Source organism: Chitinophaga pinensis (assembly GCF_007896845.1).
Lineage (GTDB): Bacteria > Bacteroidota > Bacteroidia > Chitinophagales > Chitinophagaceae > Chitinophaga > Chitinophaga pinensis_C.
Genome location: NZ_VOHS01000046.1, coordinates 1 through 14,722, shown reverse-complemented (window position 1 = coordinate 14,722; position 14,722 = coordinate 1). Strand labels below are relative to the sequence as shown.

9 protein-coding genes and 1 pseudogene are annotated in these 14,722 nt (G+C 46.4%); 7 read left to right on the top strand and 3 right to left on the bottom strand.

The window, feature by feature from the left end; genetic code table 11:
• Positions 1–16: 16 nt before the first annotated feature.
• Entirely contained in the window at positions 17–6,601 is a 6,585-nt protein-coding gene (locus FEF09_RS25620; protein ID WP_146307752.1) for a hypothetical protein, read from the bottom strand.
• A 581-nt stretch (positions 6,602–7,182) separates the two neighbouring features.
• Here FEF09_RS25620 and FEF09_RS25615 point away from each other — a divergent pair.
• On the top strand, positions 7,183–7,683 hold the full coding sequence (locus tag FEF09_RS25615; protein ID WP_146307751.1) for a DinB family protein: 501 nt from the start codon (positions 7,183–7,185) through the stop codon (positions 7,681–7,683).
• A 101-nt stretch (positions 7,684–7,784) separates the two neighbouring features.
• Positions 7,785–8,207 carry a VOC family protein gene (locus tag FEF09_RS25610; protein ID WP_146307750.1) on the top strand — a complete coding sequence of 141 codons (423 nt, stop codon included), beginning with the start codon at positions 7,785–7,787 and terminating at the stop codon, positions 8,205–8,207.
• Positions 8,208–8,292: 85 nt separating this feature from the next.
• Here FEF09_RS25610 and FEF09_RS25605 read toward each other — a convergent pair whose 3' ends face one another.
• Positions 8,293–9,630, bottom strand: coding sequence for an alkaline phosphatase family protein (locus FEF09_RS25605; protein WP_146307749.1), 1,338 nt, complete (start codon positions 9,628–9,630; stop codon positions 8,293–8,295).
• A 278-nt stretch (positions 9,631–9,908) separates the two neighbouring features.
• On the opposite strand from FEF09_RS25605, the gene FEF09_RS25600 reads away from it, so the two are divergent.
• The 5 genes and pseudogenes from FEF09_RS25600 to FEF09_RS33760 all read left to right on the top strand — a co-directional run bounded on the left by FEF09_RS25600 (position 9,909) and on the right by FEF09_RS33760 (position 14,315).
• Positions 9,909–11,699: a tellurite resistance TerB C-terminal domain-containing protein gene (locus FEF09_RS25600; RefSeq protein WP_146307748.1), complete on the top strand. Its 1,791-nt coding sequence runs from the start codon at positions 9,909–9,911 to the stop codon at positions 11,697–11,699.
• Positions 11,696–13,008: pseudogene (locus FEF09_RS25595) on the top strand (ATP-binding protein). Before FEF09_RS25600 ends, FEF09_RS25595 begins: the two are co-directional and overlap by 4 nt.
• Entirely contained in the window at positions 13,005–13,238 is a 234-nt protein-coding gene (locus FEF09_RS31945) for a DEAD/DEAH box helicase (RefSeq protein ID WP_222597142.1), read from the top strand. The pseudogene FEF09_RS25595 and the gene FEF09_RS31945 overlap by 4 nt, the downstream one beginning before the upstream one ends.
• 258 nt (positions 13,239–13,496) lie before the next feature.
• On the top strand, positions 13,497–13,877 hold the full coding sequence (locus tag FEF09_RS31940; RefSeq protein WP_222597141.1) for a hypothetical protein: 381 nt from the start codon (positions 13,497–13,499) through the stop codon (positions 13,875–13,877).
• 195 nt (positions 13,878–14,072) lie between these two features.
• Positions 14,073–14,315 carry a hypothetical protein gene (locus FEF09_RS33760; RefSeq protein WP_261387781.1) on the top strand — a complete coding sequence of 81 codons (243 nt, stop codon included), beginning with the start codon at positions 14,073–14,075 and terminating at the stop codon, positions 14,313–14,315.
• 134 nt (positions 14,316–14,449) lie between these two features.
• Here FEF09_RS33760 and FEF09_RS31925 read toward each other — a convergent pair.
• On the bottom strand, positions 14,450–14,722 hold a 273-nt coding region (locus FEF09_RS31925; protein WP_222597135.1), incomplete at its 5' end, for a hypothetical protein.

Sequence of the window (14,722 nt, the reverse complement as noted above, 5' to 3'; positions counted from 1 at the left end):
GCAGTCCATGTACGGATCAGGCGGTAGTTACCCGCACAAGCACCCGGATGGTTTCGCGTGTCTGTGTATAGGAGATCTTAACGGTACCACAGTTGTCGCTTGCTCTCAGGGTTGTCGGAGGACCCGGTACAGCGTTACAGCTAACAGTTGTATCAGCCGGAGGCGCTACGACGAATACCGGTTTGGTGGTATCCTGTACGGTCACTACCTGTTGCATAGTGGCAGTATTACCACAATTATCGGTCGCGATCCATGTACGGGTCAGTTTATAGCTGTTGAGACAAGAGCTTGACAATGATTGTTTTGTTTCGGTCAGTTTCACGGATACATTCGCTGTGCAATTGTCTGTAGCGGTCACACTTTCCACACCGGGCACCTTATCACAATCAACAGTAACAGCAGCAGGTACGACTACGGAGAATCGTGGTCTGATAGTATCCTGTACTGTGATCGTCTGGGTCAGTACGGTTTTGTTACCACAAAGGTCAGTCGCAGTCCATGTACGGATCAACTGATAGTTTTCCGTGCATTTGCTACCGTTGATAGCCTTACGTGTATCTACCGGATTTACGGTGATCACACCCGGCGTACAATTGTCGGTGGCTGTCATCTGGGCGGCTGCAGGTACTTTATCACAATCAACTGTAATGTTAGCCGGAGCCGGAGCATCGAATACCGGCGGTGTCATATCTCTTACATTGATGATCTGCTTCAGGGTGTCTGTTTTGTTGCCACAGGCATCAACCGCTACCCATTTGCGCACCAGTATATAATTGCTCGGACAGCTTGCGCCTGCGTCTTGTCTTTCTTCAATTGGCGTGATAGTCATAGTACCCGCGCAATTGTCAGTGGCTGTCATTGTAACCGCTGCTGGCACTGCGTCACAGTTTACTGTAATGTTAGCCGGAGCGGTAGTGGTGAATACCGGTTTAGTTTTATCTGTTATAGTAATCACCTGTTGTGCCTGAGTGCTCAGACCACAACGGTCGATCGCTGTCCAGGTACGGGTAACTGTTGTCGCACATGCATCTACTACTGTGGTCACATCATTATAAGTGATGGTCAGTGGTTCATTATCATATGGAGCATGGCTGAATACAGGCGTACCAAATTTAGTAGCAGGATCAACACCACCTGCGCAATCAATAGAAAGCGGATCAGGAACGGAGATCACTACCGGCGGAATATTCATCAGAGTAAGCATTACTGCGTTACTGATGTTACCGGTACATGCACCAGACATTACCACACGTCTGTACCATGTATGGCGGGCAATAGCTGGCGGTGTGAATATTTCGTTTGTACCATCTGCTGCCATGACGTTGGTGAAACCGGTTACGGCACTGACAGTACTTACCTGCCATTGGAAGGTATAGGTACCGGTACCGCCGGTGATGGTGCCACCGCTCAGGGGAGCAGGCGTATCGCTTGCACAAAGTACCTGATCGGCGGTGATGGTATTACCCTGAATAGCAGGCTGGTTAGTCAGCACCACATCATCCGGAGTAGAAGAACAGGAGCCATTGGCAATGGTCCAGCGCAGTGTAGCGGAGTTACCGGCAGTAACAGTTACAACAGACGTTGCGCTGTGTATGTCAGCAATGGTAGCAGTACCGCTCACAACGCTCCAGGTACCGACAGCAGTAGCCGGGGAAGCGTTATTTGCGTTCATAGTGAATCGTGGATCATCACAATGAACCTGATCACCACCCGCATTTGCGTTGTTTGGCATTACGTTGTTGGTGAGCATAACGCTGTCCACCGAGTTACAGGTACTGTTGGATATTACCCACGCCAGTGTAACACTTGTACCGGCAGGTACAGTTACGATAGCGGCAGGGTTGTTTCTGTCAGCGGCAGGAATTGTTGCAGCTGTGCCGGCAGGCAGTATCCATGTGGCAGTACCTGTTACCGGTGTGTTAGCGGTCATGTTGAACAGTGCATTTTCGCAATGCTGCTGATCAGGACCGGCGGTCGCAGTTGTAGGTTTAGGAATGCTTGTTAAGGTTACATCATCGGAGCTGGTACAGCTACCGTTGGTAATAGACCAACGTAAAACAGCTGTCGCGCCGGATGACAATATAATGTGTGCGGTATCGAAATTAGCCTGACCCGCAGCGATGGTGGCAGCACCACTTACCACTGTCCATGTACCAACAGCACCTGTTACAGATGGTTTGTTGGCAGCCATGATAAAGTCGAGGCCTTCGCATTGTGACTGGTCAGCACCAGCAGCAGCTGCATTTGGCTGTGCGAAGTTGCCCAGTAACACGGTGTCACTTGTTGTACAACCACCGTTAGCGATTGTCCATTTCAATGTCAGTTCGGTACCAGCAGGTATATTAATAGTAGCGGTAGGGTTAGCTACATCTGCAGCAGGGAAAGTATAACCTGCCGGAGAGATCACATCCCATCTGCCTGTACCACCCGCTGCACTGTTTGCTGCAAGGGTGAAGGCGGCGACGTTACATTTGGATTGGTCAGGACCAGCAGCAGCAGGATTAGGTGCGAGGCTGTTGGACAGTGTTACATCATCGGAAGTAGCACAACCACCATTTGAAATGGTCCAGCGTAATACGACTGTTGTACCGGCAGGCAGACTGAGTGCAGCCGTAGGATTATTCACTACAGCAGCTGGCAGTACGTAGCCAGCAGGAATAGAAGATACTACGGTCCATGTTCCGGTACCAATAGTCGCAGTATTGGCTGCCAGCGTAAAGGCGCCGTTACCACACTGGGACAGATCAGGACCGGCGGCAGCTACTGTTGCAGCCAAACCATTGCTCAGTCTTACGGTATCAACTGTTGTACAGGTACCACTGGATGTAGTCCATATGGCGAAAGTGGAAGATCCGATTGGTAAAGTAATAGTAGCGTTCGGGTTATTGGCCTGTCCTGCGGTGATGGTAGCCGCGCTACCTGCAGGCAGGGTCCATGTACCGGTACCGGTGGTTACCGGTGTCGCTGCCATGACGAAGCTATTATTACCACATTGTGCCTGGTCAGGACCGGCATTAGCAGTGGTTGGTCCGGCAGTGCTGGTAAGCACTACGGTATCTCTTGTGGTACAAAGTGTATTGGTAATGGTCCAGATAGCTCTTGTTGTTGAACCGGCCGGAACATTGATTACAGCTGTTGGATTGTTTGCCTGTCCGGCAGTAATAGTAGCCGTGCTACCTGCCACCAGTGACCATACACCTGTACCTGTCACTGCTGCATTTGCAGCCATGGTGAAGGCAGTGTTGCCACATTGTGCGATATCCGGACCCGCATTTGCGAGTGTAGGCAGCGCATAGTTAATCAGTCTTACTGTGTCATTTGCCACACAGGTACCGTTGGTCACACTCCATACTGCGTCTACTGTAATACCGGCAGGTACATTAATAACAGCAGCAGGATTGTTGCTTTGACCAGGTGTTACCGTTGCCGTTGTACCAGCAGGCAGTACCCATGTACCGGTGCCGGGTGTTGCTACGCTTGCTGCCATGGTGAAGGCAGTAGTATTACATTTAGACTGATCAGGACCCGCATTTACAGCAGCCGGCATACCGGTGAAGGTAACTGTTGTGCTCACACAGGCAGTTGTATCACAGGCGCCGAGGCTCTCAGCTCTTACATAAAAAGTGGTTACAGCGGTGAGCGGTACAGTAATGGTCGGACCGGTACCGATACGGGTACCTGTACCACAACCACCAGCATACCATGCCCATACCGCGTTTGGTGTTACACCATCGGACTGCAGGCCAAGGCCGCCACCATTTACAGTCAGTGTCGCAGAACCGCTACCACATACGCCAGTCGTGCTGGAAGTGATGCTGGTTGCCGGCGTTGGCGCTGTTTCTACATTCACAGTAAATGGAACAGTAGAATCGCAACCCGCTTTAACTGTTCTGTAGCTAAAGTTAAAGTTATATGTACCCGGTGCCAGATTAGTCGGGATATTCACCCGCAGCGGCCATGACAGTGGTTGGTCAGTTACCGCTATAAATCCTGGCATTGCCGGAGCAGCTGTAGTAATTGAATATAAGGTAGGTGTTCCTTTGGTAGATAATGTATCCAGCATGAAGAACCCTTTGCTGGTACAAGCCTTCGCAGGACTTGCCAGTCTGATAACCGGTTTACCTATTTTATGCAGGATCACGGTATCTACGTTCGCCACACAACCACCGAGGTTGGTAATTGTCCATGTCAGGACGATATCCCCTTCCGGATTGAGTGCCGTAACTGTTGTATTATAAGCGGTATCGTAAGCAATGGTTGCATTACCGGATATCAGTCTCCATTTACCTCTTTCAGCAGCAGCACCATACAGCTCTGTTTCAGGTGCAGGTTTGCTGGCGTTCATGGTAAAGATATTATCGGTACCACACTGTGTTGTATCCGGACCGGCATGTGAGTAGGTCGGATCGAGCAGGAGATTCAGAGTATCCAGTACAACTGTTGTACAACCTGCATTAGCTGCAGTTCTCAGTGTCCATGACAATACTACAGAAGTACCCGGTTTCTTGATGGTCACTCTTGTTCTTTCAGCAGATGGCAGCAGAATTCTTACGTAATCATCAATTACGTCGTCGGTTACAGCCGGGCCGAAAATCTCTTCTACTCTCCATGTACCGGAAGCACCTGTTACTTTATCTACCTCCACAGTGAAGTTACCCGTTGCGTTAGCACTTGCGCAGAAAGTATTCTGGTTAGGCTTCAGATGGGTGATCGGTGTGATTGATGACTTAATCTTAATAGGTGCAGATTCTACTTCACAGATATTAGCCGGATCACTTACCACTACACTGAATACGCTATCCGCAACTGAACCGATCTGGAATTGGGTCACATCGGTGAGACCATCGTACTCAGGCATCGCTACTTTATTACCACTTGCGTCAGGACCTCTGAACCAGTGAATATTGTAACCACTCAGTACGCTGTTGATCTTCATATCAATGGACTCCCCGATACAAACATTTGACTCAGATACGAATACATCGAGTACCGGAGAACGTACGGTACCGATAAAAATGCTGTTTTCATCCTGACAGGTATGACCATCTGCATAGTTCACATAACCAAACACGGTGATCGTTGTATCCTTGTCTACTACGATCGTACGGGTGGTACCAGTATAAGCAGGTAAGTCTTTCCAGCTGTATGAATCAAATCCACCAGATGCTTCAAGGTCTACGTTTGCACCTTCACACACCTGACTGGCGGTCAGGGTCAGATTAGGCATTGGCAGGATAGTGAGCCTGATCTCAGAAGAAGGAGATGCACAGGTGCTCTGATCGCTGCCTCTTTCATATATAATGGTACGGAACAAATAATCGGACGCCACTTTCCGTGTGCCTTTCAGTTCTCCGTCGCCAATGATCAATTTATTTCCTGTAGATGTTCCAAATGGTACCGGCAACCATGTCTTACCTTCATCATCACTCATCTGCCATTCAAATACAGGATCTGAGAAGTAATCAGCCGGTGCATAACTGGAAGTCAGGGTAATAGGAGCGCCTTCACACAATACTTCCGCAAGGCTTTCTTTATCGCCGTCTATTTCTGAAACGATGTTAGGGCTACAATAAGAAAATTCGATATCGTCAATGGCGATATCGTTTCCACAACCTCCCGGTTTATTATTTACTATATATACTTTTACGGAGTCAACATCTGACGGTACGACGAAAGTACCACCATAGCGTTGCCATGTAGGACCTTTTGCACCTAACATCATCGATACGGAACGGGTATCAAATGCATTCAGTACTCTGGTTGGTGTCTTCGCATCTACTACTTTGAAGGTGACACCTGCATATTGATAGTTACCGCAATCTGTCAGGTCATTTAATGTATTAACGTTTAATAACCACGCGCTGAAGTTATATATTGAACCCGGACAAAGACCAGTGATGGTCTTTGTATAAAACTGACGCGGAGTAATGGATGAATTTACTACCAGCATACCGCCACGGAAACCGCCGGTATGATCTGTTACATTCGCCCAGGTATCTCTTGCCAGCCGGGGATTATTTGAAATCACATAATTATCTTCCTGTAATGCACCCGTCGGCTGGTAATTATACAATACCACACCATCCACGGGATAATTTCTTCGGTCAACGCCCAGATTCATGGCGCCGAAATCCTCCGAAAAGCCTGCCATTGTCTCAGATCCGTCACCACAGGTGGTAATGGTACAGTTGACAGCATGCAGCCTTCTTGTCTCAACCACTGTTCTCGCTACTCCGTCAGATCCTGTATAAGTCATAGTGGCTTTGAAGGTGTAATCACCCGGTACAAGGAACTGCAATGTCAGTGTTGTGGTATTCTTCAGTTTTGTCGGCTTATCAGCAGCTGCATTCTCAGAATAGAGGACTTCGTAATCCGCATCAGTGCCATTAGGCGTCGTGATCTCCCACGTCGCCTTTTGTGTCACGGTAATGCCGGCACCAGTCACCCTTGCATTCATACTTGAGAACTTCTGCTGATTCGCTGTCGCATTGGTTGTAGACATACATACCGTGTCCGGTACGTTCACATACACTGTCTGAGCATGCACCATTTCAAATGCACCAACCAGGAACAGGCATAGGAGTATTAGAAGCTTTTTCATCAATAGGGATTTCGTAAATAGTCGCCTAACAGTTTAATCTCAGAATAATTACTATTAGTTGACGGACAAGGTTTTAATGTTTGAAAAAGCCCCATTCTCCATTCCTGACGATATGTAGCAGGAGATGTCGAGAGTGTTCATAGGCATAAGTAGTATAGCTAAAAAATATTACTATTTTAAAATTAAAAGTATAAATAATATGAAAATATTAAAAATGCGTAGTGTAATATAATATAGGCTTCACATGTAGTGAGCCAGCGGACTCTGGTGATGAAATCTGATAGTCAGCCGTTTAAAAACCCGCGGGCTCATTTTAAAAGTTATCCACATATGAGTTATCCACATTACCCGTAGAGGGCGAATTAACAAGGCCTGTTTGCCAGTTTATTTCCAACTTGCTTATAATCAATCATCATGATAAAATTGGTCTGATTTTGCCTTTTTCATGGATCCGGGTGAACCTGTACACGGCTATTGGTGTTTTTTTCATAGCTCCGGAATACTACTGACATAGGGCTGTCACCCGGCCTGATTTTCTTTGTATCGTCAAGCAAATTACTCACCACTAAAATCATCTGAACATGACACAGCAACTGATCAGTAAACCATCTGCCATCACCCCTGCAGAACTACTGGAACACTGGCAGGGACACCGCCGCTTAACCCGCAAAGTGATTGAAACATTCCCGGAGAAAGACCTGTTTTCCTTTTCTGTTGGCGGTATGCGTCCCTTCTCAGAGCTTGCACTGGAAATGATCAGTATGGGCGGTCCCGGTATTGACGGTGTACTTACCGGTAAATGGTCAACTGATTTTTCAACTTATGAAAATGGCCGTGGACCTAAAACAAAAGCGGAGTTACTTACGCTTTGGGACGAGCTAACGGAAAAGCTTAATCGTTTATGGCCACAGATACCTGCAGCACGTTTTCATGAGATTGATCTGGCTTTTGGTCAGTGGGAAGGTCCTATTCACTTTATACTGTTTTACTGGATCGATAACGAAATTCACCACAGGGCACAGGGATATGTGTATCTGCGGGCGCTGGGTATCGAACCACCCGCTTTCTGGGACAGACAATAAACTTGTCCTGTTTTAACCGTGTGTATGTCTTATTCAACCCTCTTTACAAAGCGGAGATCATAGTAATTTTAGCTTATTGTATAACTCTCAAATAAACTGATATGGCTTCACTTAATCCTTACCTGCTTTTTAACGGTACCTGCGAGGAAGCGTTTAACCTTTACAAGTCTGTGTTTGGAGGAGAATTCCAAATGATTTCAAAATTCAAAGACATGCCAGGCGAAGGAGTAGATCCGCAGTATGCTGAGCATATCATGCACGTTGCATTACCTGTGGGAGACAAAGATATCCTGATGGGTAGTGATTGTGGTCCGGAGAACGGCAATATCCATATCGGCACCAACTTTTCTGTTTCCATTTCAGTGGGTTCAGAAGCGGAAACCAGAAAGATTTTCGACGGACTGGCTGCCGGTGGCAAAGTTACGATGCCACTGGATAAGACCTTCTGGTCACCGTTATTTGGTATGGTGACCGATAAATTTCAAGTCAACTGGATGGTGAGTTTTGATGCACAGCCCAGTTGATCTTTCACAACGAACAACAAAAAGCCCTAAAGTCCAATAAAGGACTTTAAGGCTTTTTTTATTGGGTTTCTCACAGGCAGGGTCATTATTTCAGTACGCCGGCAGGTATTTTTCCGTCGGCGGTGTTAAATTGTATACCTAATAATTTTGCGATCAATGGCGCTACATCTGTCAGATCCATTTCCTTCAGGGTATTTCCTTTCGTAATACCGGGACCATACGCTACAAAACCGGTCTGTATTTCATGGAAATCAGGATAGTAACCATGTGTTCCCCCTTTTGCATCTTTCAGCACTGCGCCTTTTACAGCACCACCGATCGTTACACCGGGAACAGCCGCCAGTGCCAATGCTGCATTTGGATCTGCTCCTATTGCATCCAGTTGCTTGCGGTCAATTATGCTGAATAATTGCTGCTGATCAGCCGGCAGATGCGCCAGTATTTCTTTTACTTTTTCCAGTGACTGCTTATCATTTTTATCTTTCAGATGCAGGAATGCAGAACCACCGGAAGCGTGGAAACGGGCTTTCCAGTCGGCCTTATCGATGTCTTTGATCAGCCCTGCTTCTGCCAGCAATACGTTAGGAGAAAATGACTGTTTAATATTTACAAATCCATGATCGCCTGTAACGATAACAGCTGTACTATCTTTAATACCCGCTCTTATCAGTGCTTCCAGTATATTACCGATCGCTCTGTCAGCACCGCTTACCGCTTTTCTCACCAGCAGACCATCCCTACCCTGCATATGCTCATAGTGGTCAGCGCAGGCGAGATGTAAAGTCGTGAAAGCAGGCTTGTATTTAGTGATGATATAAGCGCCCATTCTGGCTACATTTTCATCCATAATCAATTCTTCCCTTACCATGGTAAAGTCTTCAGGACCGAGCTTTCCGGTGGCATTGTCCTGTACTTCCTGCCAGAGAGAGGCCGGCGTGCTTGCAGCAGCAGTGGCTACTCTCCTATCCGGATTCTTGCCCAATGGCCACACATCAGGGATATTATAATCTACCGGCGCCCCTACAGATACAGGCCAGATCACATTGGCATTGGTTTTACCCGCTGCATGTACCGCATCGTACAAGGTGGGTACCTTGATCGCATTATAATACCAATACCATTTACCACTGGCTTTGCCCTCTTCAAAAGGTGCATTATAGTAAATGCCGTGTTTAGCTGGTTTTACACCTGTAATGATCGTGGTATGGTCCGGATAAGTAACACTTGGGAACACACAGTTTACACCGTCTGCCGCCACCCCGCTGTCCTTCATCATACGGAGGTTATTCATCCCCCAGGAAGCATCCTGATAGAAGTCCGGACGGAAGCCGTCAATCGTGATCAATACTACGTGGTTTACCTTTTGCGCGGCGGCTGACAATGTTAACAGCAGTCCGCCTGCGATTGCATAGAAACGCTTCATTTTCGCTGTCGTTGTTTGATAAAAGAACCGGAAAATGAAGTGGCTACCGTCAGCAGGGAAGGTTAAGAAATTGTTACGTGTATCGGGTAACCGCATTTTCATTTAGTACTATATGTTATGCCTTTCATCCGAAGCCGATATGGTATACTTTCACAGTTCGTTAACAATGTATTAACGAACTAATCAAAAATAAATATTAAACTAGCGGAAGCAAGACAACCACGTATAATGTAGTGTCAACAAGATAATCCCTTTACTATTACCCGAGATTGCGCAAAATGATGGATGGATTTTTCAGGGAGGAATGGACAAATTACCTTAGATCTTATGGTTTTCCAGACAACCCGAAAGAGAACTTTTACGAGATAGCCAATAAAACGATCTCCCTGCTCCATAAGGACGAGATCACACTTTTAAACAAGGCTTTATTACATCAAAAGGTATACACCGGCATCGCTCCAGTACGGGTCATTCCCTACGAGTATGACTGCCTGTTTGAAGGTACGCTGTACCTGTTGCTGAGTGATCATTATGATGAACAGCAACTGTCGGCAGTCTACAAACAGGTGATCCGTTATTATCAGCAACGACAACAGCTTAACACAGCAACTGCTACGGCTGCTCCTCCGGCTTATAATAACGTCGATGTGATTGATATCAGTCAGGAAGGCAGTGTAATCGATTATAGTGAGATGCCTGCGCCCGTGACACCTCCACCACTTCCTACGGATAACACACCCAGCTATTATGAAGAGAATGCCAAACTGGGACATAGATTCAAAGAGAAACTATATCTCAATGTACGTGAGGCGGAATGGCTGAACAAGTTCTGGAATCCGGATAATATCTTCCTGTCTGTAGAGGGCTGCTGTATTGCTGTCATCAGGCTATATCTGGCCTGCATCAAGGCGGTAGACAAGGTATACAAACAACAGGACAGTTCTTTTGAGACCTGTATCAGCAACCTGACAGATCAGGCAATGCTGGTGTTGTACCCCGGTAAATCAAAAAATGAGGCTGTTTATTACCGGGAAAGACTGGAGAGTGATATCTACCTCACGATTTTCAAAAGAGCTGAAAATGCCGTGCGGGAAAACTACCGTCAGAAAAGAAAGCTGAACGAAGATTTTCCCTATAACAAATGCAGCGCCGCATTTGAAGATCAGGTAGGCCGCTTTGTTGCAGAAGCTGTTATCAGCAGAGAAAAAACAATCCCTCCTGCTGACAGAGTCACCGAAATTCAGTTGAATGCCCAGAACAACACCAGATGGCGTTTGTACTTTGACGAGATCGAACAAAAAGTAAGTAAAGATAATTATGCCGGATGCGTCAATGAGGTCGTGGAACTGGCGGCATTGAATATCAACAATCCGCAAAAGGAAAACATCTTCTTTGAGGCTTCTAAACTCTTTGCAGCCTACGACCGTCAGGATGCGGTCCGGTTTTACCTGAGATATCTGCATGCCGATCTCCGGTCAGAAAAGGCTGATCAGAAGCAGTTGCCTAAAAACATCCATAAAAGCCTGTTTAAAACAACACAGGAAAAGCAGACCTTTGAACTGGTCGCCAGCAATCTGGTGCAGACGCTCAACCTGAAAGCAGCTTTAGCCGAAGTTCCGGGTATCTTCGCTAAAAAGAGAAAAACAGTACAACTGGATGCCGCGGCTATCGAAGCGGTTATCTCTGCACATAACGAAACTGTGGAAAGCCTCAATAAGTTACTACAGGATGATGAACCGGAAGAAGCTGTTGGTCTGCCGCCAGCCATAACATCTATTACATTGCTGCCACCGGTAGTAGCGATAAGAACAGAAAACGCCATCACCTTCGCAGAAGGGATTGTATTAAACGCCCATCAGGAAGAGCTGCTGTCTGTATTCAAAGAAAACGCGTTTACTCTGCCCTCTGAAAAGGTCGGACATTTTGCCAAAGAAAGAAAACTCTTCCGTGATCAGCTGATAGAAAGTATCAATAGTAGTTGCTATGAAGTACTGGACGACCTGCTCATTGAGGAATATGACGATACTTATACCATCACCGAAAGTTATTTTCAAACCATTACTGTATGATAGAAAACATTAAACCCCGGGAAGCCACATCTATTATCAACTCTCTTTCAGGCGGCGTTGTGCCCAAAACAGGTGTACAACACATCACAGTAGGCCGTTCGGCGGAAATACAGGCATTCATCAATGCACTGGAAGATGTGAAAAACGGACATAGTATGGTCAAGTTCTGGATTGGCGATTTCGGCTCGGGAAAGTCATTTATGATGCACCTGCTGAACACCGTAGCCATGAAACAGAAATTTGTTGTGGCAAACGCTGATTTTACCCCGCAAAACCGGCTATATGCCAATGATGGTAAGTCGCTCGCATTATATACCGCCATCATCGATAATCTGGCAATACAAACCAAACCCGAAGGTGGCGCACTGTCTACTCTGATGGAAAAATGGATAGAACAGGTGATCACCAAAGCCGCACAGGAAAACAATATATCCATCGAAGATATCAGAAATGAACAATATGAAAAGCTGATTCAGGACTATATCATGCGTACGGTCAACGAACTGACAGACGTAGGTGGGTTTGACTTTGGTCTGGTGATTATGAAATATTATCAGGGCTATATCAAAGATGATGAATTGCTCCGGAAGAATGCACTCCGCTGGCTGAAAGGAGAATATCATACAAAGACCGAAGCCAGACAAGATCTGGGCGTAAGAGATATCATCGCGGATGATAACTTTTATGATATGCTGAAGAACTTCTGTAAACTATTTGTCAGCATTGGTTACAGTGGTTTTATGATCAATCTGGATGAGGCCATCAATCTTTATAAGATCCCTACAGCCGCTATGCGTGAGAAGAACTATGAAAAGATCCTCAGCATCTATAACGACTGTTTTCAGGGAAAGTCAGCAATCTGTTCTTCAACTTCGCAGGTACCCGCGAATTCCTTGAAAATGAAAGAAGAGGCTTGTTCAGCTATCAGGCACTGAAATCAAGACTGGAGACAAACAAGTTTGAATCGCAGGAAATCAGGGACTTCGCACAACCTGTGATACGACTGATGCCACTGGATGCAACAGAGATTTTCGTACTGCTGCAAAAGCTGAAACAGGTTTTTGACATCAATTATAAAACCAATGTAGACATCACCAGTGAAGACATACAGTTGTTCATGGAAGAACTGTTCAACAGACCCGGCGCCAATGAATTCCTGACGCCAAGAGAGGTGATCAGGGACTTTCTGCATATCATGAGTATACTCAGACAAAACCCCGGCTTTGATAAAGCAACACTCTTCGCAGATATCGAGGTAAAAGACGAAAGACCGGTAGAGGAAGACCTTGAAAATATCAAAGAGATATGAGTGAATTTGCATTACTCTCCGAGCCCATACGCCGGTATATCAATGACAAAAGATGGGAATCTTTCCGGCCTATCCAATCCGCCGCTATAAAGCGGATCATGAGTACGGAAGACAACTATATACTTGTGTCCAGAACAGCCTCCGGAAAAACAGAAGCTGCCTTTCTGCCAATTCTATCCAAAGTCAATTTCAAAGAGCCCGGTGTACAGGTCCTCTATATCTCCCCTTAATTGCACTGATCAATGACCAGTTTGTCCGTGTAGAAGACCTTTGTCGCTATATAGACGTCAGCATCACCAGATGGCACGGAGAGGCCAATCAGACCGCCAAAAAGAAGCTGTTGAAGCAACCGGAAGGCGTGTTGCTGATTACACCGGAATCTATCGAGTCGCTTTTACCAATCATCCGGAACATGCCAGAGCATTATTTTCCCGGTTGAAATTTATTGTCATAGATGAAATTCATACTTTCCTCGGCAGCGACGAGGTATGCACCTGCGTTCACTACTGTCAAGGATCAATGATCTCGCTGCTGAAAAGAAACCGCGTATTGTCGGTCTTTCTGCCACAGTAGGCGACTATGAAGAGCCGAAGCGTTTCACCGGCGATCCTGCGAATACGAAGGTGTTGATTGATCCGACGGCTAAAGGTATTAAGGCCCGTTTCAAATATTTCGAACAGAAAGAAACGGAATACCATCCTCAGTTCATAGAAGAGGTGTATAATCAGGTAAAAGACAGTAAAGTGCTCATCTTTCCCAACACCCGCGGTAATGCTGAAGAAATAGCCGTAAAACTGAAGAGAATGTCTGAGAGGAGAAAGGGCATCCTTACTATTTCTCGCATCACTCAGCTGTTGATAAAGAACTAAGGGAATATGTAGAAGAGTTTGCCAAAACCAATAACGGAATAACTTCTGTATCGCCTGTACCTCGACATTGGAACTAGGTATTGACATCGGTACCGTAGAAACGGTGATACAGATAGACGCCACCCATTCCATCGCTTCTCTCATCCAAAGGGTTGGTCGTAGTGGCAGGCGCGAAGGGCATGAAAGTCAGCTGTTTTGTACGCGACTGAACACTGGTCTACCCTGCAGTCCTTTGCCTGCTGGGAGCTGTTCAAGGAACAGTTTGTTGAACCGGTGTACAGTCAGGAAAAGCCATACGACCTCTTGTTTCATCAGACCCTGTCCATCCTGAAAGAAACAAATGGCCTGTCCAGACAGGCGCTGTGCAGAGGCTGCACAATAATGCAGTATTCAACCACTTTAGCGCAGCAGAAACAGACCTCCTGCTGGATCACATGATAAAGGCAGAGTATATCGAAGACCTGCGCAGGGAGTTGATCGTGGGTATGAAGGAGAAAAGCTGACAAGTTCCCGGGATTTCTACTCTATGTTTATGTCTGCCGTCATGTTGAAAGTTGTCAATGCAGGCGTTACTATCGGAGAACTGGAATTAACCCCTGGCTGGCTGTAGATGACAACATTTTACTGGCCGCGAGGATCTGGAAATAGCAGATATCGACCTGAAAGCGAAGAAGGTATTTGTCGTACCGGCTAATGATGGCAAAAAGCCTGTGTTCACAAGCGGCAGCGGAGATGTGATCCCGTATCAGGCAAAAAATGATGGAATTATTGCAGACAGAGCTAAATACTGACGAAGCAGACAGCAGCGCGATCGACAGCGTGAATGAAGTCAAACTGCTGTTCAA